The organism is Rhizorhabdus phycosphaerae, assembly GCF_011044255.1.
GTDB classification, from domain to species: domain Bacteria; phylum Pseudomonadota; class Alphaproteobacteria; order Sphingomonadales; family Sphingomonadaceae; genus Rhizorhabdus; species Rhizorhabdus phycosphaerae.
The window spans coordinates 472,119-492,078 of sequence record NZ_CP049107.1 but is presented as its reverse complement, the minus strand read 5'-3'; the positions used below and the strand labels follow the sequence as shown (position 1 = coordinate 492,078).

General features: G+C 66.2%; 21 protein-coding genes. 18 read left to right on the top strand and 3 right to left on the bottom strand.

The genetic code is table 11. The features are described 5' to 3' along the window. The first annotated feature begins 62 nt into the window (after positions 1-62). From G6P88_RS02330 to G6P88_RS02260, 15 genes are all read left to right on the top strand, one after another. Complete coding sequence (locus G6P88_RS02330; protein WP_165324852.1) at positions 63-470, top strand: DUF1636 domain-containing protein; 408 nt, start codon at positions 63-65, stop codon at positions 468-470. Further along, a complete protein-coding gene (gene cobT / locus G6P88_RS02325) occupies positions 467-1,480 on the top strand; it encodes a nicotinate-nucleotide--dimethylbenzimidazole phosphoribosyltransferase (RefSeq protein ID WP_165321650.1) in 1,014 nt (337 codons plus the stop codon). The genes G6P88_RS02330 and cobT overlap by 4 nt, the downstream gene beginning before the upstream one ends. Beyond that, entirely contained in the window at positions 1,477-2,046 is a 570-nt protein-coding gene (locus G6P88_RS02320; RefSeq protein ID WP_165321649.1) for a histidine phosphatase family protein, read from the top strand. The genes cobT and G6P88_RS02320 overlap by 4 nt, the downstream gene beginning before the upstream one ends. A 26-nt stretch (positions 2,047-2,072) precedes the next feature. After that, positions 2,073-2,762: an adenosylcobinamide-GDP ribazoletransferase gene (locus G6P88_RS02315; protein ID WP_345719184.1), complete on the top strand. Its 690-nt coding sequence runs from the start codon at positions 2,073-2,075 to the stop codon at positions 2,760-2,762. Next, entirely contained in the window at positions 2,759-3,754 is a 996-nt protein-coding gene (cobD, locus tag G6P88_RS02310; RefSeq protein ID WP_206335918.1) for a threonine-phosphate decarboxylase CobD, read from the top strand. Before G6P88_RS02315 ends, cobD begins: the two co-directional genes overlap by 4 nt. Further along, complete coding sequence (gene cbiB / locus G6P88_RS02305) at positions 3,747-4,685, top strand: adenosylcobinamide-phosphate synthase CbiB (RefSeq protein ID WP_165321647.1); 939 nt, start codon at positions 3,747-3,749, stop codon at positions 4,683-4,685. Before cobD ends, cbiB begins: the two co-directional genes overlap by 8 nt. Next, positions 4,673-6,145 (top strand): cobyric acid synthase, encoded by a 1,473-nt coding sequence (locus G6P88_RS02300; protein ID WP_165321646.1) that lies wholly within the window; start codon positions 4,673-4,675, stop codon positions 6,143-6,145. The genes cbiB and G6P88_RS02300 overlap by 13 nt, the downstream gene beginning before the upstream one ends. Beyond that, positions 6,142-6,657, top strand: a complete 516-nt coding sequence (cobU, locus tag G6P88_RS02295; RefSeq protein ID WP_206335841.1) for a bifunctional adenosylcobinamide kinase/adenosylcobinamide-phosphate guanylyltransferase — start codon at positions 6,142-6,144, stop codon at positions 6,655-6,657. The genes G6P88_RS02300 and cobU overlap by 4 nt, the downstream gene beginning before the upstream one ends. A gap of 161 nt (positions 6,658-6,818) precedes the next feature. Beyond that, positions 6,819-7,133: a DUF1330 domain-containing protein gene (locus G6P88_RS02290; RefSeq protein WP_165324849.1), complete on the top strand. Its 315-nt coding sequence runs from the start codon at positions 6,819-6,821 to the stop codon at positions 7,131-7,133. A gap of 90 nt (positions 7,134-7,223) precedes the next feature. Continuing rightward, a complete protein-coding gene (locus tag G6P88_RS02285) occupies positions 7,224-8,621 on the top strand; it encodes an MFS transporter (protein ID WP_226946695.1) in 1,398 nt (465 codons plus the stop codon). After that, positions 8,618-9,574, top strand: coding sequence for an alpha/beta hydrolase (locus G6P88_RS02280; RefSeq protein ID WP_165321645.1), 957 nt, complete (start codon positions 8,618-8,620; stop codon positions 9,572-9,574). Before G6P88_RS02285 ends, G6P88_RS02280 begins: the two co-directional genes overlap by 4 nt. Continuing rightward, complete coding sequence (locus G6P88_RS02275) at positions 9,571-11,070, top strand: flavin monoamine oxidase family protein (protein ID WP_165321644.1); 1,500 nt, start codon at positions 9,571-9,573, stop codon at positions 11,068-11,070. The genes G6P88_RS02280 and G6P88_RS02275 overlap by 4 nt, the downstream gene beginning before the upstream one ends. A gap of 56 nt (positions 11,071-11,126) precedes the next feature. Next, a complete protein-coding gene (locus G6P88_RS02270) occupies positions 11,127-12,158 on the top strand; it encodes a DUF3089 domain-containing protein (protein ID WP_165321643.1) in 1,032 nt (343 codons plus the stop codon). 18 nt (positions 12,159-12,176) lie between these two features. Beyond that, complete coding sequence (locus tag G6P88_RS02265) at positions 12,177-12,551, top strand: c-type cytochrome (RefSeq protein WP_226946694.1); 375 nt, start codon at positions 12,177-12,179, stop codon at positions 12,549-12,551. A gap of 8 nt (positions 12,552-12,559) precedes the next feature. Further along, positions 12,560-13,456 carry an alpha/beta hydrolase family protein gene (locus G6P88_RS02260; RefSeq protein ID WP_226946693.1) on the top strand — a complete coding sequence of 299 codons (897 nt, stop codon included), beginning with the start codon at positions 12,560-12,562 and terminating at the stop codon, positions 13,454-13,456. 76 nt (positions 13,457-13,532) lie between these two features. Here G6P88_RS02260 and G6P88_RS02255 read toward each other — a convergent pair whose 3' ends face one another. After that, the gene (locus G6P88_RS02255; protein WP_165321641.1) at positions 13,533-13,910 is read right to left on the bottom strand and encodes a hypothetical protein; all 378 of its coding nucleotides are present in this window, start codon (positions 13,908-13,910) and stop codon (positions 13,533-13,535) included. Continuing rightward, complete coding sequence (locus tag G6P88_RS02250; RefSeq protein ID WP_165321640.1) at positions 13,907-15,136, bottom strand: class I SAM-dependent methyltransferase; 1,230 nt, start codon at positions 15,134-15,136, stop codon at positions 13,907-13,909. Before G6P88_RS02250 ends, G6P88_RS02255 begins: the two co-directional genes overlap by 4 nt. A 141-nt stretch (positions 15,137-15,277) precedes the next feature. Between G6P88_RS02250 and G6P88_RS02245 the strand changes: the two genes are divergently transcribed. Together G6P88_RS02245 and G6P88_RS02240 are read left to right on the top strand one after the other, a co-directional pair. Beyond that, positions 15,278-16,372 carry a DUF1838 family protein gene (locus G6P88_RS02245; RefSeq protein ID WP_226946692.1) on the top strand — a complete coding sequence of 365 codons (1,095 nt, stop codon included), beginning with the start codon at positions 15,278-15,280 and terminating at the stop codon, positions 16,370-16,372. Between the two features lie 106 nt (positions 16,373-16,478). Further along, positions 16,479-17,669, top strand: coding sequence for an MFS transporter (locus tag G6P88_RS02240; protein WP_165321639.1), 1,191 nt, complete (start codon positions 16,479-16,481; stop codon positions 17,667-17,669). Between the two features lie 10 nt (positions 17,670-17,679). Here G6P88_RS02240 and G6P88_RS02235 read toward each other — a convergent pair whose 3' ends face one another. Next, positions 17,680-19,221, bottom strand: a complete 1,542-nt coding sequence (locus G6P88_RS02235) for an FAD-binding oxidoreductase (protein WP_165321638.1) — start codon at positions 19,219-19,221, stop codon at positions 17,680-17,682. A gap of 162 nt (positions 19,222-19,383) precedes the next feature. On the opposite strand from G6P88_RS02235, the gene G6P88_RS02230 reads away from it, so the two are divergent. Beyond that, positions 19,384-19,956: an ureidoglycolate lyase gene (locus G6P88_RS02230; RefSeq protein WP_165321637.1), complete on the top strand. Its 573-nt coding sequence runs from the start codon at positions 19,384-19,386 to the stop codon at positions 19,954-19,956. Positions 19,957-19,960 lie beyond the last annotated feature (4 nt).

Here is a 19,960-nt window from a genome sequence, read left to right as displayed (position 1 = left end):
CATTCATGGGATGTGGCCGCTTCCCGCGAACAGGACCGGCACCGCAAGCGGAGGGCATCATGATGCTTGAGCCGACAGCGACGGGCCCCTCGATCGTCATCTGTGCCACGTGCAGGGTCTCGAGCGATTTGCGCGAGGACGGCAGCGGCAGGCGCGGCGGCGCGCTGCTTGCCGAGGCCATGCTCGAAATACAACGCCGTGACAGCCGCTATGAAGGGCTGGGCATCCAGACGATGGCCTGCTTCTTCGCGTGCTCGGAGCATATCTCCGTCCATCTGCGCGCACCCGGCAAGATATCCTATGTCCTCGGTCGCTTCACGCCCGACGCGGAGGCAGCGAGGGCGATCCTCGATTATGCATTGCTCTACGCCGACAGCACTCATGGTAGCGTCCGCTACGCCCAGTGGCCCGAGGGCGTGAAAGGCCATTTCATCTCCCGCTCTCCTCCGGAAGGCTTTGTATTGCGATGAGTTTCGCTTCGGTCGAGGCAGTCGAACAGGCCCTGCAGAGCATCGGCGAACCGGATAGCGCCGTGATGGCAGCCGCCAGGCGACGTCAGGACAGCCTGACAAAGCCGCGGGGTTCCCTTGGCCGCCTCGAAGATATCGCCCTGTTCATGGCAGGCTGGCAGGGCCGCGCGACTCCTCGCCTCGACACCGGCAAGATCGTCGTTTTCGCGGGCAATCATGGCGTTGCGGGGCTCGGGGTGAGCGCCTTTCCGGTGGCCGTAACCGGGCAGATGGTCGCCAATTTCAAGGCCGGAGGCGCAGCGATCAACGCGCTGGCGGCGGTCGCCGGTCTGGCGCTGGACGTGGTCGCCCTCGATCTGGACCAGCCGACGGCCGACTTCACGCTCGGGCCGGCCCTTTCGGTGGACGAATGTCTTGCGGCAATGTCGGCCGGCGCACGGACGGTCGAATCCGGTCTCGACCTCATCGTCCTGGGCGAGATGGGCATCGGCAATTCGACCGCGGCCGCGGCCCTGGCCGCGCGCAGCTTTGGCGGCTCGGCGACGCAGTGGACCGGCCCCGGCACCGGCCTCGACGGTGAAGGCATAGCGCGCAAGATCGCGGTCGTCGAAGCCGGTCTGGCCCGTCACCGCGATGCACCCGCCACGCCGTTCGAAACGCTGCGACGCCTCGGCGGGCGCGAGATCGCGGCCATTGCCGGAGCGGTGCTGCGCGCCCGGCAATTGCGTATCCCCGTTCTTCTGGACGGCTTCATCTGCTGTGCCGCCATCGCGCCATTCGCTTCGGAAAATCCGGCGATCACGGCCCATTGCCTCGCGGGTCACCGCTCGGCCGAGCCAGGCCATATCCGCCTGCTCGACCGGCTCGGATTGCGCCCGCTGCTCGATCTCGACATGCGGCTTGGGGAAGCCAGCGGCGCAGCGCTTGCCGCGACGCTCGTCCGCGCAGCACTCGCCACCCATTCTGGCATGGCGAGCTTTGCCGAAGCCGGGGTCGAGGACAGGGAATGAGACCCTTTTCGCTGCACCTGTTGCGCCACGGCGCAACCGCGGACGGAGGACGTTTCAACGGGCGGACCGATGTCGCGCCGAGCCCGTCGGGGATCAGGGCTTGTCTGGAGCAGGCCGCCGATCTGCGGTTCGATCTGGTCGTCAGTTCGGACCTGAGCCGCTGCGCGGTCGCCGCCGAGCGGATCGCCGAGGCCCATGGCGCACCGCTTCGCCTCGATCCGGCGTGGCGCGAGCTCGATTTCGGGCGCTGGGACGGGGTACATCCCGGGGACGTGGATCCCGCTGCTCTCTCGCGCTTCTGGGGCGACCCCGACCTGCATCCGCCGGAAGGCGGGGAACGCTGGTCCGAACTGGTCCGCCGCGTCGGGGATGCCGTGTCGGCCTTGGAGCGGCAGTCGACTCTGGTCGTTGCCCATGGTGGATCGATCCGCGCCGCGCTGGCGCATCTCTGCGGCTTCGACGTTCGTCAGTTATGGGCTTTTCAGATCGGAAATGCGTCGCTTCTGAGCATCGAAATATGGCCTGGGGACGGCGGCGCTGCCCAGATTGTCGGGCTCCGTCCATGAAAGGGCTGATCGCCGCTATACTCTTCATGACGCGTTTGCCCTTGCCGGCAAGCCTGGCCAGGCAAGCGGATTTCGACCGCGTCATGGCCTGGCTGCCGGCAACCGGGCTGGTTGTCGGGCTTCCTGTGACGGTGATGGCTTGGGCAGTCGCGCCGCACGACGCCTGGGTGGCTGCGCTGCTGGGTCTTCTCGCCTGGATCGCTGTGACCGGGGCGCTGCATCTGGACGGGCTGGCCGACGTCACCGACGGGCTGGGTGCCGCGCATGGCGATCCGGCGCGGCTGTCCAAGGTGATGGCCGACCCCCATGTCGGAAGCTTCGGCGTCGTCGCCATCGCGGCACAGGTTGCGACCAAGCTTGTGCTGCTCCATGCGGTCGTCGAAGCGCAGAACTGGCTCGCCCTGCTACTGATCCCGCTGGCCGCACGGATCGGGCCGGTCGCATGGACGCTGAGCCTTCCGTCCCTGCATGGCGGCCTCGGTTCGCGCCTGCGTGCGGGTGCGCATCGGGTGCATCTGCTGGCCTGGTTGACCCTGTTGGCGGCATTATCCGTCGTGGTTCCGCCGTTGCTGGCGTTGGTACCGGCGCTCGCCGGCTGGCATTTCTTCGTCGCGCGACGGCTGGGCGGGATATCGGGCGACAGTCACGGCGCCGGTATCGAGCTGACCGAAACTTGGCTGCTCTTGTCCATCATCGCAGCGGGCTGGGTGCGATGATGGACCGCTGGACCTGGCATGGCGGCGGGCTGTCAGCCGCCCGCCGGCATTTCGGCGGCCATGCGGAGGACTGGCTCGACCTCTCGACAGGCGTCAACCCCAAGCCCTGGGCATCGTCGGAGCCTGTCGCGATCGACTGGACCCGGCTGCCGGACGAAGAGGCGCTGGAGGATCTGGAGCGCGCCGCCGCGGCGCATTTCGGATGCACCGACGAGCATGTGTGCGCGGTCCCGGGGACGGAGCTTGCCCTTCGCCTGATCGGCCGGCTTTTGGGCGGGACGGGCGAGGTCCTGGCCCCATCCTATCGTAGCCACGTCGAAATGTTCGACACCGCGCGCTGCATCACGCTGGAGCAGGCCGCTGCTTCCGGAATGGGCGGGGGAGAAGAGGGGGTGCTCGTCCTGGCCAATCCCAATAATCCCGACGGTCGGACGATCGATCGCGCGTCACTGCTGGCGCTCCATCATGCCGTGCCGCGACGCTGGCTGCTGGTCGACGAGGCCTATGCCGATGTCTGTCCCGAGATGAGCCTGGCCGGAGACGTTCCGGACGCGGAGCGCCTTGTAGTGCTGCGCTCCTTTGGCAAATTCTTCGGCCTCGCCGGGCTTCGTCTCGGTTTCGTCGTGGCGCCACCCGCGTTCCTGGCGCGGTTGCGTGCGGTGCTCGGGGCTTGGCCGATCAACGCGGCAGCCATCGCTATGGCCGGCAGCGCCTATCGCGACCGATCCTGGATCGGCGCTGCGCGGACCCGACTTCCGATTGAGGCGGCGAAGCTCGACCGGGTGCTGCAATCGCATGGCTATGCACCCCAGGGGGGCTGCCCGCTCTTTCGCCTCGTCGAGACCGAAGACGCTGCTTTTCTGTTCGAGCGCCTTGCCCGTCACCACATCCTCGTCCGGCCCTTTGCCGAGTATTCCCGCTGGATACGATTTGGACTGCCGGACAGCGCGCTTTCGCTCGAAAGGCTCGACCGGGCGCTAGGCGATGGCTGACCCCGTTGCGCTCGTCGCGCTGATGCTGGACGCGGCCCTCGGATGGCCCGACCGGCTATATCGATGGCTGGGTCATCCGGTCGGTGGCTTCGCCAGGCTGATCGCCCTGTGCGAGAGACGGTGGAACCGCCCTGAGCTTGGCGACCAAAGGCGTCGCCTGCTCGGCATGCTGTCGGTGCTGCTTCTCGTGGCGGTCGTCGGCGCTGGTCTGGCGTTGATGGAAGGGGTCCTTCGATCGCTGATGGGATCGCTCACCTGGATCGCCTTTGCGCTGCTGGCATTCCCCGGGCTCGCCCAGCGCAGCCTGTTCGACCATGTGCGGCCCGTCGCACGCCGTCTCGCAGAGGGCGACCTGCCTGCGGCGCGCGAGGCGGTCGGCCGGATCGTCGGCCGCGACGTCGATGAGCTGGACCCCGCCGGCGTCGCGCGGGCGGCGATCGAGAGCCTGGCCGAGAGCCTTTGCGACGGCGTGGTCGCTCCGCTCTTCTGGCTGCTGGTGGGCGGACTGCCGGGCCTGTGGATCTACAAGGCGGTCAACACCGCCGACAGCATGATCGGCCATCGCGAGGCGCGCTGGCGTGCCTATGGCTGGGCGGCGGCGCGTCTGGACGACGGGCTGAACCTCGTGCCGGCCCGCATCTCGGGAATGCTGCTCTGTATCGCGGGCGCGGGTGGATGGCGGACGCTGTGGCGCGACCATGGCAACCACGCCTCGCCCAATGCGGGCTGGCCCGAGGCGGCGATGGCGGGCGCGCTGGGCCTGCGCCTGGCGGGCCCCTTGCGCTACGACGGCGTCATGCTGGACAAGCCCTGGATCGGCAGCGGCCGCACCGACGCGACCGGAGCGGACATCGACCGGGCACTGCGCCTTTATGTCAGGGCGTGCGGGCTTCTTTGGATCGTGGCGGGAGGTATCGCATGGCTGCGTTGATGCTGCAGGGCACGGGATCGGACGTGGGCAAATCGGTGCTCGTCGCCGGGCTGTGTCGCGCGTTGGTCAGGCGGGGGCTTTCGGTGCGTCCGTTCAAGCCGCAGAACATGTCGAACAACGCCGCTGTCACGATAGACGGGGGCGAGATCGGGCGGGCCCAGGCGTTGCAGGCGATCGCCTGTCGCGTCCAGCCCCACAGCGATTTCAACCCGGTGCTGCTGAAGCCGCAGGCGGACCGGACCTCGCAGCTGATCGTCCATGGCAAGGTCCGGGGAACGCTGGGCGCGGCCAATTTCCGCGAGGCGCGCCGACCGCTCCTCGACGAGGTGATGCAGAGCTTCCGGCGGCTCGAACAGGATTGCGATGTGGTCGTGGTCGAAGGCGCCGGGTCGCCGGCCGAAATCAACCTGCGCGCCGGCGACATCGCCAATATGGGCTTTGCGCGGGCCGCCGGAGTGCCGGTCCTGCTGGTTGGCGATATCGACCGCGGTGGGGTGATTGCCGCGATCGTCGGCACCCGGGCCGTGATCGATCCGGACGACGCGGCGATGATCAGGGGCTTTATCATCAACAAATTCCGGGGCGATCCCATCCTGTTCGAGGATGGCTACCGCCAGATCGAGGCGCTGTCGGGGTGGAAGGGCCATGGCGTGCTGCCCTGGGTAGCGGCGGTCGCGCGACTGCCGAGCGAGGACGCAGTCATTCTCGAGCGGGACGGCCGGCCAGGGCGGCGCGACCGCCTGCTTGTCGCCTGTCCGATCATCCCCCGTATCGCCAATTTCGATGACCTCGATCCCCTGAAAGCCGAGCCGGCTGTGGAACTCGTCATGGTTCCGCCCGGGCGTCCGCTGCCGGCGGAGGCGGCGCTGGTCGTGTTGCCGGGTTCGAAGGCGACGATCGCCGACCTCGCCGCGTTCCGTGCCGAAGGCTGGGACATCGACCTGCGCGCCCATGTGCGGCGGGGCGGGCACGTCCTCGGCTTGTGCGGGGGCTATCAGATGCTCGGGCGGTCGATCGAGGATCCCGAGGGGATAGAGGGTCCGGCGGGGCGGGTCGAAGGGCTGGGCCTGCTCGAAGTCGGAACCCGCCTCGCCCCGCACAAGGTTCTGCGCGAAGTGGGCGGGATCGCGCTGGGCGCGCGGCTAAAGGGGTATGAGATGCATATGGGCGTGACGCGCAGATCGGCCGGGGTGCTGCCCTTCGTTCGCTTCGACGACGGCGGCGAGGATGGCGCGGTCGATCCATCCGACCGCATCTTCGGCAGCTATGTCCATGGGCTGCTGGCAGAGGGTGCTTTCCGGGCGGCATTGCTGCACCGCCTAGGCGCAGCATCGGACGGGTTGGACCACGGACAGCGCGTCGACGCCGCACTGGACGAACTGGCCCAGGCGATCGAACGGCACCTCGACGTTTCGGCTATGGTCGAGCTGGCGCGGGCGAGCGGAAGCAGGACGGCATGACCGTGCAGCATCTGCTCGTGATCGGAGGAGCGCGGTCAGGCAAGAGCCGTTACGCCCAGCAACGTGCGGAAGCGACGGGCCTACGTCTGTTCTTCATCGCGACGGCACAGGCTTTCGACGCCGAGATGCGCGATCGGATCGATCGCCATCAAGCCGATCGTGGCGCGGACTGGGAGACCATCGAATGCCCGCTCGCGCTGGCCGAGGCGGTTGTGGCGCATGCGGCCGAGGACGCCGTGCTGCTGGTCGACTGCCTGACCTTGTGGACCAGCAATCTGATCCTGTCCGACGCGGATTGCATCTCTGCTACGACCCGTCTCGTCGCGGCCCTCGAACGGGCACGGGGGCCGGTCATCCTCGTGACCAACGAGGTCGGCCTCGGTATCGTGCCCGACAATGCGCTGGCCCGGCGTTTCCGGGACGAGGCCGGCATCGTCAACCAGCGCGTCGCGGCAGCGGTGGCGGAAGTCCAGCTTTTGACAGCGGGGATCCCGCTGCGCCTGAAGGGTTGAAGCGCTCCGCTTATCGCCGAAGCTGTGCAGTGCCGGCGCGGCGTTTGCCCCACCCTGGCCAAGCGAAGATGCGAGCAGCACAAGCGACCTGGTCGTTCGCCTGTCGGAGATTGTCACGGGGGACATGACGGGCGCAGGGGCGCCGCGCAAAGCAGGCGGCTCTGCATCATCCAGGAGTCGAGCCCACGCCCGCATGGTTCATCATCACCGCCCATGTTCATGATCGCGAACCCTTCATGTCGCGCTATTCGCCTGCGACGGCCAAGCTCGCGGAAGCGATGGGCGGCAAATATATCGTACGCGGCCGCGGCGGGCAGGTGCTGGAAGGCGAGGGGCCGGACGGCGCGGGCGGCATCGTCATCGAATGGCCCGACCGCGAGACCGCGCTGCGCTTCTGGAACTCGCCCGAATATGCCGAGGTCAAGAAGCTGCGCGAGGGACTGGCAGATATCAGCGTGATGCTGGTCGAGGGCTGACCGCAGGGCGGATAGAGCGCAGGGCGCGTCTCTCGCCATCGATCTCCGGCGGCAGTCTTCCGCGGATCCAAGACACTGCGGAGTAGCTGTGTGGGCGACGCGCCAGGCCTGACCGACAAGCCAGTACGACCCTGGGCCATTCGTGCCGGGTCGTTCCTCGTCCCGGTGGCTCATGCCGCCGGCCAGAATGTCGTGACGGTCCTGGGACTGCGCTATCTGACCGATAATCTCGGCATGGCTGCAGGAGCAGCCGGGCTGATCTTTGCCGGCGTGAAGATCTATGACGGGTTTCTCGATCCTGCGGTGGGCGCGTGGAGCGACAATGCCCTAACCCGCTGGGGCAGGCGGTTGCCTTTTCTGATGGCCGGCGGCATCGCCATGCCGCTCGGGCTCGCAATGCTTTTCGGTATTCCGGATTTCGGTTCGATCCTTGCCACCCAGATCTTCGTCACGCTGGCCCTCGCGCTGCACGCCTCAGGCTTCACCCTGCTGACGATACCCGGTTTCGCGATGGTGATCGAAAGCTCCGCCGATCCTCATGAGCGCACGCGGCTGATGGCGTGGCGGACCTATGGCAATGCGGTGGGGACGCTGCTCGGGTCGACGCTTCCTGCCTGGATGCTGGCGCGGACGGGTGCGGACCGCGCAGGGCATCTCGCCATGGCCCTGACGGTGGGTGCGGTGGTCCTGATCGCCACCTCACTGGCTGTCCGCCTGCTGTCGACTGCCCCGCGCACCGTCGCGGCGCCCGATGCTCCGCGCGGCGTCGACCTTGGCCGGCAGGCGCGTCTGGCCTGGGCCAACCGGCCTTTCCGCATCCTCGCACTGGCGCACGTCCTGCTGCTGTTCGGTACCGCCATCGGGTCGGCCGCACTGGCCTATTTCAGCCGGCATGTGCTCAAGGTCGGCGACGGACTGCTGGGTACCTATTTCATGGCGTCCACCGTGGCCCTGGTCGTCTCCATGCCGGCCTGGGTTCGGCTGTCGCGCTCGGTCGGAAAGAAGCCCTGCTATATCGCCGCGATGGGCCTGTTCGCGGCGTCGCACCTCTCGTGGATGTGGGCCGTTCCCGGAGAAGGACAGGTCGCGATCATCACCCGCGCCCTCGTGAGTGGTCTTGCAGGCGGAGGCATGATCCTTTGCGCCTACGCCATGCTGTCGGACGCGGTACGCTGGGATTATGTGCAGAGCGGGCAGCGGCGGGAGGGCGCCTTCGCCGGTTTCACGACCTTGTTCGACAAGCTCTCTTCTGCCGCCGCGCTTGCTGCGATGGGCGCTTTTCTGTCCGCCATGGGATATGTCCCTTCGGCTGCAGCCGGCGCCGTCCAGGGCGAGGGCGCCATTCTTGCGATACGGCTGTGCGTGTCCGCTATCCCGGCCGCTGCCATGGGCGCCGCGATACTGGCGGTGCTCCGCTATGACCTCGATCCAGTGAAGCTTGCCGCGGCCGAAGCGGCGATGATGCCCCATGCGGAGACAGTCCGATGATGCGGAATATTCTGGCCATGATGGCGCTTGTCCTCGCAGCGCCGATCGCCGCCCAGCCCACCGAAGGGGAATTGCCGCCGATGCCCGTGTGGCCGAAAGGCCCGCCGGCGATGAAGGGCTGGCCCGGGCTGGCCAAGGTTCCGGTCCAGGAAGAGGCGCGCGACAATGGCGAGACGCTGTGGAACGTGACCATTCCGACATTGCAGCCCTTTCTGCCTGACCCGGCCAGAGCCAATGGCATGGCGGTGGTGGTCGCTCCGGGAGGAGGCTTCCGCCTGCTGGCCATCAACCATGAAGGCACCCGCGTGGCCCGCTGGCTTGCCGCACGAGGCGTTGCGGCATTCGTACTCAAATATCGTCTGATCCAGTCGCCCCCCGGCGAGACCAACGAGGCGATGCGCAAGCGCGTGCAGGAAACGCTGGCACCGGGTGTCGGCGGCGATCCGGGCGTGGAGGATGCGCTGGAGGCTCTCCGGATCGTGCGGGCCAATGCAAAGACATGGCGGATCGATCCGCATCGCGTCGGCATAATGGGCTTTTCGGCGGGCGGGCATGTCGCCGGTATGGCGATGTTCGCGGCTGAGCCCAGGGACCGGCCCGACTTTGCGGGGCTGATCTATGGTTTTCCATTCGGATCGACCAATCCGCCGATCCCCCCGGCCAATCTGCCCTTCCCGGAGGGAACACCGAAGGAGCCGTGGCTCCAACCCAAGCCTGTTCCCGCACCCGGGCGCCTTCCTCCGATGTTCCTCGCCATGGCGCAGGACGATCTGGCAGTCGGGGTCGGCTTTCGCAGCTTCTACGACCAACTTTTCGCGGCCGGCTATCGGCCTGAAGTCCACCTCTACGAGCGTGGCGCTCATGGCTTCGGCATGGCGACGCGCGGCACAACCGCGGACCACTGGATCGACGAATTCGGTTGGTGGCTCGATACGGAGATCAAAGGCAAATGACCGTCAACCGTCGCCAGTTCCTCTACTCCGGTCTCGCCGCAGGCGCGGCTATTGGGTTGCCGCGCATGGCGCTGGCTGCCGAGAAGGCCGACGTCGTCATCATCGGCGCCGGGCTTTCGGGTTTGCGCTCCGCCGAAATGCTCGTCGAACAGGGCCTCAAGGTTGTGGTGCTCGATGCCAATACCCGCGTCGGCGGTCGGGTCCAAACCGTCCAGACGGTCGATGGTCCGATCGATGTGGGGGCGAGCCAGGTCGGTCGCGGCTATGCGCGCGTTCTCGATGCCTGCCAGCGGCATGGGCTCAAACTGATGAGCGAAGACCGTGATCTGCTGACCTTCGGAAGCCATTTCGCCGGCCAATGGATCGACGGCAAGGCCTGGTCGGGCAATCCGCTTAACCAGTGCGTCGGAGATGAGCGCAACATCCCGCCGAACCTGATCGGTCAGGCGCTATCGTCGAAGTATAATCCGCTTCAGGAACTGGACGACTGGCTCAATCCGCGTTTTGCGGAGTACGACATCTCGCTGCGCGAACTGCTGACCCGGAAGGGGCATAGCGCTCAGGCTATCGAGCTGGCGGCTTATTCCGCGCCGGGGATCGGGATCGACGAGACCTCGGTGCTGCGGATGTGGCAAGAGGAGGTACGCGGCCGGATCGACCGGCGCATAGGCGAGGCGGAGGCGAGCGACGATAAAGGGCCGAAGCGCGAACATCCCTTCGGCGAAGCCAACGACCACAGGTCCGTAGGGGGGCTGTCGGCGATCAACAACATCGTCGGCGGATGCAGCGCGCTGCCACTCGCGATGGCCGCAAAGCTGGGCGATCGGGTGCGCCTCGGCAAGCGCGCGATCGGCATCGCGCTGTCCGACGCGGGGGGGACCGTGACGTGCAGCGACGGCAGCGTCTATTCCGGCCGCTTCCTGATCTGCACCATTCCCTTTTCCATGCTGCGCGAGGTCGAGATCACGGGCAGCCCCAATCCGATCGCGCGGCAGGCGATTACGACCATGCCTTATGCGAACACCGCACGGCTCTACGTCACCGTCGAGCGCCCCTTCTGGAAGGAGGACGGCTTGCCGCCATCGATCTCCAGCGACGGACCAATGGGCATGTTCTGGGCGATCGACAATCACGGCGGGGAGGGCGCGCACCGCGGCATGTTCGTCCTTGTCGGGCGCACGGCGCAGGCGGTTTCGGCACTGGACCGCGCGGAGGCGGAGGCGATGCTGCTAGGCGAACTCGCCCGTCTGCGCCCTGCGTCCAAGGGTGCGATCCGGGTTGCGACATGGAAGGACTGGCTGCGCGATCCGTTGCAGCGCGGCTGCGGATTCAGCCTCGCGCCGGGTCAGGTCAACGGCTTCGCCCGCGACATGATCAAGCCGTGGCAGGTGATGCACTTTGCCGGCGAACATACCCGACGGACCGATTTTGGCATGGAATCGGCGATGGAAAGCGCCGAACGTGCCGCGATCGAGGTCCTCGAGCGCACCGCTTGATCGCGCTGACGCTCGACGAGGAGCCATATGCGACCAATATCTGACGAGGGGCGGGCATGAAGTTTCGACGGATCGCGGTCATGATGGCAGGCATGGCGGCAATAGCAGCGCCGGCAGCCGAGCCGCTTGCCCCCGATTATGCGCAGGGCCGCTACTGGAGCGCGGTGAATAGCCTGCCGCAGGGCGTCGCGCCGAACACCGCCCTACGCGGCGTCGATGTCTTCTGGATCCATCCGACCACGACCCGCTCGACGACCGACTACAACCATGATCCGCTTGATCCGACCGTCCTGAAATGGACGGAGGAGAGCGCCGTTCAGCGGCAGGCGAGCGCCTTTTCCGCTTGCTGCCGCATTTTCGCGCCGCGCTACCGGGCGGCGACCACGAAGGCGCTGATGGACCCGACGCGCCGCGAGGCCGCCTTTGCATTGGCCTATTCCGATATCGAGCGAGCGTTCGACTGGTATCTGGCGCATGAGAACAAGGGGCGACCTTTCATCATCGCAGGGCACAGCCAGGGTGGAGCTCACAGCGCGTCGCTGCTTGAGAAGAGGATCAAGGGAACCGCGCTGCAAGGGCAACTGGTTGCGGTCTATATCATCGGCATCAACCTGATGGACGGTGATCTCGCCCCGCGCTTCGCTGGCGTTCCGCTGTGCTCGGAACCGGCGCAGACGGGGTGCTTCGTCCAGTGGAACTCGATCCTCGCGGAAAGCGACGTGGCGCCGACCCTCAAGGCCTATGCCGCAGCCTTCGCCGCGCAGAATGGGGGCCGGGTTGGGGGGAGCCCCCTATGCGTGAACCCGGTCACCTTCGACCGGCGTCGCCCGGTCTCGCCAGCGGCCGAAGCGAAGGGGGCGGTCGTCGGCAACCCCGGCTTCGGCGCGATGGGGCCTCTCAGGGCGGGAGCCGTCGCCGCCGAATGCCGGGATGGCCTGCTGATCGTGCGGCCTGCGGCCGAACTGGCGCTCAAGCCGCTGCCGGGAGGATCGATGCATTTTCACGATGTCGGCCTGTTCTGGGCCGACCTTTCCGCCAATGCCGCGCTTCGCGCCCGCACCTGGCTCAAGACGCATAAGCGCCATTAACTCATGGAAGCAAAATCGATGCTGAAACTCATTGCCCCTCTTCTCGCTCTCGCTGCGCTATCGGCGCCGGCACAGGCGCAGGATGCCGCTGCGGGCAAGCGCGCCTTCCTCAAATGCGCCGCGTGCCATTCGATCAAGCCGGGCGATCCGAACAAGATCGGCCCAAATCTGTCGGGGGTGGTCGGTCGCAAGGCGGGTTCCGCGACGGGCTTCCGCTATTCGGCGGCGATGAAGGCAAAGGGCGCCGGAATTACATGGGATGCCGCGACGCTCGACAAATGGCTGACCCGTCCGTCGGCGGTTATCCCCGGCACCTCGATGGCCTTTGGCGGCATTCCCAATCCCGCCGAGCGCGCGGCGCTCATCGCCTATCTCAAAAAGCCGCAACCCTGATGGACCGCATGATGATCGACCGTCGCAACCTTCTGGTCGGTGCCGGGGCGCTCTTTGCGGCTGCCCCACTTTGCGCCTCTGCCAATAAGCCCGTCGCGGAGCGCCGGTTCACGCTGAGTGGGCCGGGGGGGCGCGAGATCAGCGTCAGCGAGTGGAGACCGCAGCGACGCGTCAAGGCGCTGGTGCTGTTCAGTCATGGGGCAGCCTCGTCACCCCGCTTCTACGAGGCGCTGTTCGCGCCCTGGCTCGACGCCGGCTTTCACATTCTGGCACCGCTGCATGTCGATTCCACGGAGCATCCAAGGCTCAAGGATTTTCCGGGTCTGGCCAGCTGGAAGGCCAGGATCGAGGATATGCGGGCGCTGTCAGCCCATGTCGGAGATCGCCCCTGGATCGCAGCGGGACACTCCTATGGCGGGCTCGTCGCGCTGACCATGGGCGGTGCGGCGGCCATTCCGCCCGCGGGGATCGACGGACCCTTGTCCGATCCCAAGGCCCGCGCCGTCGTCGCCTTCAGTCCGCCAGCGCCGATTCCGGTGCTCTGCACGGCCGAGGGCTACGGCAAGCTTGCGGTTCCTGCGCTGATCCAGACGGGAACGAAGGACATCGTACCGGGTATCACGAGCATCGACGGCGAGGGCTGGCGCAGCCATCTCGTGCCTTATGAGGCGGCTGCGCCGGGCGGCGACCGCTATGGCCTGGTGCTGGAAGGCGTCGATCATTATTTTGGCGGCGCGATCTGCCGATACGATCTTCCGGGACCCAGGCAGGTCGAGCGGCTTGCCGATGCGGCGAGTATTTCAGCGCTGTTCATCGATGCCCATGGCCGCCGCGATCCTACGGCTGCGCGGCGCCTGAACGCGCTAGTGACCGATGCGCTGCCGAGGCGGCTTCTTCATAAATAGGTCGGGATCCCCCTGACGAAAAAGGCCGCGCCGGGAATTGCTCCGGCGCGGCCTTTTTTGTGCCTCTGGTCTGCGATCAATCCTGCAGGGCGATGTCTGCAATGGTCTGGTTGAAACCCTCGGCGGTGTGCGCCTGTGCCGCTTCGTCGGCATCCTTCAGCTGGAGGTAGAAAAGGCGGCGCAGAAAGTCCTGCCGGCGGGCCTCGCGCTCTTCAAGCGCGGCCTGATCGAGTTCCAGCGTCTCGATCCCCGCGGCGAGATCGAGGCCGGACGCCTTGGCGACGCGTTCCGCGCTGTCGAGCCTGTCGCGGAGGACCGACAATTCGTTGGCCAGCGTCATGATCATGGCCATCGCCTGATCGAGGCCCGGTGTGTCGTAAAATTCGGGGCGCTTGCCACGGGCGTGGCGGATGACGTGGGGACGTTCCTGGGTCATGTCTTGGGCTCCGGTCATGCCGCCATTTTCCTGTCCATCGGCTTGCGGGCAATCAGCACTTCCCAGCCGCCGCCGGGGGCGAATTCGCCGGCGGTGAACTCGCGCTCGGCCACCGCTTCGCTCGCTTCCTGGCTATAGCCCTCGGCAGCCGCAGCAAATTCCATCACCGCCATGGGCGCGGTATCGAAGCGCACGTCGGCGCGGTCGAAGCCGGCCTTCTCGGCCAGCGCGAACTGGTCCATGTCGCGCATCGCGCCCCAGAAGGGCTCGTTATTATACCAGGTCTCGTTGTCGAGGATGAACTGGGTGAACGGGTCCATCAGATCGAACGGCGGGAGATCCGCGTGGATCATCAGGCCCCCCGGTGCGAGCACGCGATGCGCCTCGGCGAAGATTTTGGGCATGGCCTTGCCGGACGTTTCATGCAGCAGGATGTGGCTGACGACGAGGTCGAAATGGCCGTCGGGGAAGCTCGTCTCCTCCGCGTTCATTTGCGCATAGTTGACCTCGAGGCCCATCCCGGCCGCACGGGCATGGGCGTAGCGCACACACGGGCCTCCGACGTCGATGCCCCAGACCTCGGCCTCGGGGAAGAGCTCCTTATAGGGCAGGGTCGAGTGGCCGACCGTGCAGCCCATGTCGAGGATTCGGCGCGGCTTGAACTCGGGCATGTGGCGCTTGAGGTAGTTCACCACCGAGCGGCCCATGTCGTCATTGTTCGGGCCGGTGTAGCCCATCGCGTAAAGGTAGACGCCGCGATCATAGAGAGCGCCGACCGAGACATCGTCTTGGCAGACCTCGCTGCAATAGCCGCCGGGCATGCAGTGGATGTCGAGCGCAGTCACATAGCGCGGCGGCGTGAAGCCCTCGGGGATTACCAGCTGGGCCTTTGCGGCTGCGGACAGTTCGCGGGCTTTGGCGATAAGGTCGGGCAGCTGGCGATCGATCGAACCGTTGACCGACTCCCATAGCAATTCCTGGGCTATGCGGTTCGCGGCGGCATAATGCTGGAAATAGATATCCTCGACCATGCCGCTGCGAATGTCGCGGCGATCGGCGGGCGGGCGGCCGTGCGTCCTCTCGAACTTTTTGGCGACGCGCGTCTGATAGACCGGGGTCAGGCCGGGCAGCAGGGTGGACTGAATGAAGCCCTTGAAGCTCTTGGCGAACTCCTGCCGCGCCGCTTCGTCTGCGGTGGCCTTGGGCAGGATCGGATGATCTGCCTGCTGGAATGTATTGAGCATGGAGGCGACTCCGTCTGGATCCTTTGCGCACAGGGAACATGGCGCCTCTTGACACCTTGCGGCAAGGCTTGCCTCGAATGGCTGTCCGCGTGGCGGATAGCATGGGGCCGGACGCTGCGGATGATTTGATATCGCGCGACTTTGACCATAGAGATTCCCCCCAACCCCGAGGAATGGGTGCCGATGGACGATCATAATTTCTCACGCCGCGAAAGCCTTGGTCTGGCCGCCCTGATGGCCGGCATGGTCGGCATGCCCGCCGCTGCGGGCGCCGCCGCGACGAAGGGTGCAAAGCCCGGTGGCAAGCCGAAGATCGACTTCATCACGAAGATCGACTTCAAGGATCCGAAATGGACGCGCGACACCTATGCGCGGATCGATGCCGACATCGATCCGACCAAGGAGAAATGCGGCTGGATCAAAGGCAAGGCCTATGGCGTTCGTCCAAACGAAAAGGTCCGGCCGCTGTTCGGAGTCGAGGGTTTCAGCTTCGTCCGCGTGAAGCGGCTCGAGGACGGCTCCTACCGCCGCATGCTGCGCGAGATCGTGTTCTACCGGAACCTGGAAACCGGCGAGATCATGAAGGAGTGGGACAATCCCTACACCAACGAACGGGTGACGGTGGTACCGATCGCCAACGATCCGTTCAACTTCACGATCAGCGAGTTCCAGCCCGAAGCGCCGTCCTATGGCGGCTTGCAGAAGAGCGAGCCGAAGAAGATCCCCTTCCTGCAGGATTGGGAACATGGTCCCAACGGCACGATGATCCTGCACACCGGGATCGACATGCAATATCCCAATGCGCTGCAGCCCGACAAATGGGTACGCGAGAGTTCGGGCGTCATGAACCGCGTCTCGGAACACTTCATCTATGTGGTGAAGAAGGAAGACGTCGAGAATCCTTATCTGACGCATATTCCGCATATCGGCGCCTGGAGCCGGATCACCCCGTGGCTTCCCTGGATGCTGATGGGACAGGCGGAAGGCCATATCAGCTACTTCACCCACTTCCAGACTGCCGAGAATGGCGAGAAGGACCTGCCGGCCGATCTGGTTGCTGCCGCACGGGCGATGGACGAGAAATGGCTGCACTCGCCGACCGAAGATTACGGTCCGTCGCTGTCGAGCCTCGAAAATTACGCACGCGAGCAGAAGCCTGCCCCCGTGCCGGCCGGGTGGAGCCCGCCGAAGCCGCCGGCGCCGCCCGCGCCCTTCCCGGTGAAGGCGCCCGCGTGATCGACTATCGGGCGGCGCCCTCTCTTGCCATCCGACCAGGCCTCCGCGCGACCGTCCGTGTCGCGCGGAGGCCTTTCCGTTTATGCACACAGGGGGAATGGCCGCGATGGCGCATGGACTGACCATCGAAGGACGACGGGAACTGGCCGAGGGCTGGCCGATCATCCTGGCCGCGGCCCTCGCCATCGGCGTCGGCATCATGGGCATCGGTTTCTATTCGCTTGGCCTGTTCGTGCAGCCTCTCCAGGCCGAGTTCGGGTGGAGCCGCGCGGAGGTTTCAGGTGCCGCAGCCAGTCAGCAGTTCGGCATTTTTCTGTCCGCTCCGCTGGTCGGATGGTTGGCGGACCGCTGGGGGGCACGCCCGATCGCCATCGCCAGCTTCGTGGCGACGCCGCTGGCGCTGATCGCGCTGTCGCGGGTCGGCAATTCGATTGCCGTGTGGGATTCGCTGTGGCTGCTCGTGTCGCTGGCGGGGGCAGGGACCACCCCGGCCATCTGGGCGCGGATCGTCTCGCTGCGCTTCGATCATTCGCGGGGGCTGGCGCTCGGCCTGATGCTGATGGGCACCGGCACGGCGGCGATGCTGGCACCCGCGCTGTTGGGCCCGGTCTTCGCCGAGCAAGGGTGGCGAACGGCGGTACTCGTCATGGCAGGTGCGACGCTGCTGATCGGCCTACCGGCCAGCCTGATCGTCGGGACGGCGGACCGTCCATCCGCTGGCGAAAGGCTGCGCGGACGTTTCGAGACGAACCGTCAGACGCTGACGCTGCTCGCTATCGCCTTTCTGCTGGGACTGATCGTCGCCGGTCTTATCGTCCATCTCGTGCCGATGCTGGTCGATCGTGGCATGGCGCAGGCCGATGCAGCGCGCATGGCGGCCGCCGTCGGCGTCGCCGTCCTCGTTGCACGGCTGGTCGTCGGCTATCTGTTCGACCGCTTCCATGCGCCCTATGTCGCCGCGCTCTTCCTTCTGTCGCCGGTGATCGCCGCACTGCTCTTGCAGGCGGGAGGCCCGGTGCTGGTCGCGGCTCTGATGCTCGGGCTTGCCGCAGGCGCCGAGGTCGACATGCTCGCTTATTTTACCGGCCGCTATGCTGCTCTGCGAAACTATGGCGCGACCTATGGCGGGGTGCTGGGGCTGTTCTGCCTGGGGGCTGGGCTGGGGCCGATGCTGTTCGGCAAAGCCTATGATGCACTGGGTGGCTATGACGCAGCCCTGCTGATCTCTGCGGCGACCCTGCTCGTCGTGGTCGGGATGATTGCGACGCTCGGCCGCTACCGCGCTCCGGCCGACTGAAGCGGGGACTTCAAAGCCCCAACGCGCCGGGGTTCATCAGCCCCTGCGGATCCAACTCGCGCTTCACGGCGCCCAGTAGCGCTTTCGCCCGCTCTGACAGGCGCGACTGATAGGGATAGGCGCGGCCGACCTGGAAATGCCCGGCCCCGAAGCGTTGAAGCAGGGCGACAATGGTTTCCTTGACCTCGTCGGCATAGGCCTTGGCCTGGGCATTGGCCGGATAGTCCTTGATGCTCGCGATATGGTCTGCACCCAGCGTCGCCAGATGATAGTCGGTACGTGCATCAGGCCAGTAGAGCGCGATCTCGTAAAGGAAGCCCGATGGGCCGACGGGAGAGAACATCGTGCCGGTCCAGACGCCGAGACGGTCCATCTCCGCCTTGCGCTCCGCCAGCAGGGTGTGGAAGGCATCGTTGAAGGCAACCGCCTGATCATGCGCCAGAACACCGTGGATCGGCACCCAGCGCTCACCGCCGGGGCCGAGGATATTGAACAGTGGCGCAAAGGGCACCGACCGGACGAAAGTCGGCACCGTATTCGCGATCTCGCGACCATGGGCGCTCACGATGCGCCGGAGCTGGACGGCCTTGTGGGCGGCATCCTGCGCGTCGAAGCCTTCGACGATGAAGTGACACATATATTGACCGGCGCGCATGGGGTTCTCGCCCGCCAGCGCCATCTTCACCAGGGTCGCAACGCCCTTCAGCTTGTCGGGCGCCTTCTGCATGACCTGAAGGGCGATCTTCAGCCGTGCGCTGATCCCTTCCTGCCGAGCGATCTGGCCCTGCGACAGTGCAAGGTCGAGGCCGAAATGGCTGTCGTCGAGGCGAGCCAGCTGCGCCTTGCGCACCCCGGCATGATAATCGGCGAAGCTGTCGAAGGCGAAGGAGACCGCCTCGGCATGCTGGAGGATCGGCAGCAAGGGCAGGCGGATCCGCGCTTTCACCCCGAACGCGCCGCAATCGCCGGTAAACAGGCCGGTGAGATCGGGGCCGTAATGGCGCATGGCGTCGCAGGCGTTGGTCGTCAACAGGTCGCCATTGGCGAGAACGACGTCGAATCCGATGACCGACTGAGCGGAAATGCCGTGAGCAGTGCTGCCGTGGCTGAGCGTATTCTGGCTCATCGATCCACCGACGGTGGCGGCAAGGCCGGAGAAGGGGCCCCAGAAGGGCGTGCGCAGCCCCTTCGTTTCGAGGGCCGCCTTGAGATTGGCCCAGGTCACGCCGGCGCCGACAGTCACGATGGCGTTGGGTTCGTCGATCGAAATGGCGTCGAGCGCGCCGGTGTCGATCAGCACATGGCCGCCCTCCGGGCGAATATAGCCGTCGGTATAGGAGGCGCCGCCGCCGCGCGGGATCATGGCCACGCCCGCAGCGGCGCAGAGACGGACCGCCTGTTGCAGCGCCTCGACTGTCGTTGGCCGCACGGCTGCGAGCGGCAGTCCGCCCGTGCGATAGACGTCATTGGCGAAATAGCGCAGCCTTTCTTCGCCGGTCTCCACCGCATCGGCGCCCAGCGCCTGCCTGAGAGAGTCGATGAGATCGGTCATTGCCTAGAGCCCCGCGCTTCGTGCCTTCGCCGCCGTCATGCCATGCGACCCGTGGCAGCGGAACCGGCGCGGCATTCTATCCGGTCTGCGAACAGATGTGCCTGCGGGGATGAGGAGCGCCGAGGCTGCCGCATCATGCCGTCGATCGCTACCGCAGGAATCATGATGACGACCGCAGCAGAGACAATCACGCTGACTATCGAGCATGCAACGCCCGAGGCGCTTGCACCGTTCGGGCAGGTGATCGGCCGCGTCCCTCATGTTTCGCCGGTCTCGGTCGATTTCTACAAGGGCGCGGTGAAGATGAGCTATCCGGCGCGCTTCTCCTGCGAGCATCCGGTGGAGATCACCGTCGCGCACATGGACCGCCGTCCGGGCGAGGTCCGTTACATGGAGCGGCATTTCCAGCATACGCAGGTGTTCATTCCACTGGCCGGAAAGCCTTTCGTGGCGGTGATGGCGCCGCCGTCTGCAGGCGAGTTGCCGGCACTCGACCAGGTCCGCGCGTTTCTTTTCGACGGCAGCGCGGGCTTCTCGCTGCATCTCGGCACGTGGCACGAGTTTCCTTTTGCGGTAGAAGACGGGACCGACCTCGTCGTGATCCTTTCGAGCCAGACGGGCTATGATCTGAAAGGCAAGGACGCGGTGACCGAGGAGGCCCACGGACCCGACCTCGACAAGAAGGACATCGTGGCGCGCACGGGCCACGTCTTCCGTTTCGACATTCCGGAGTAGACCG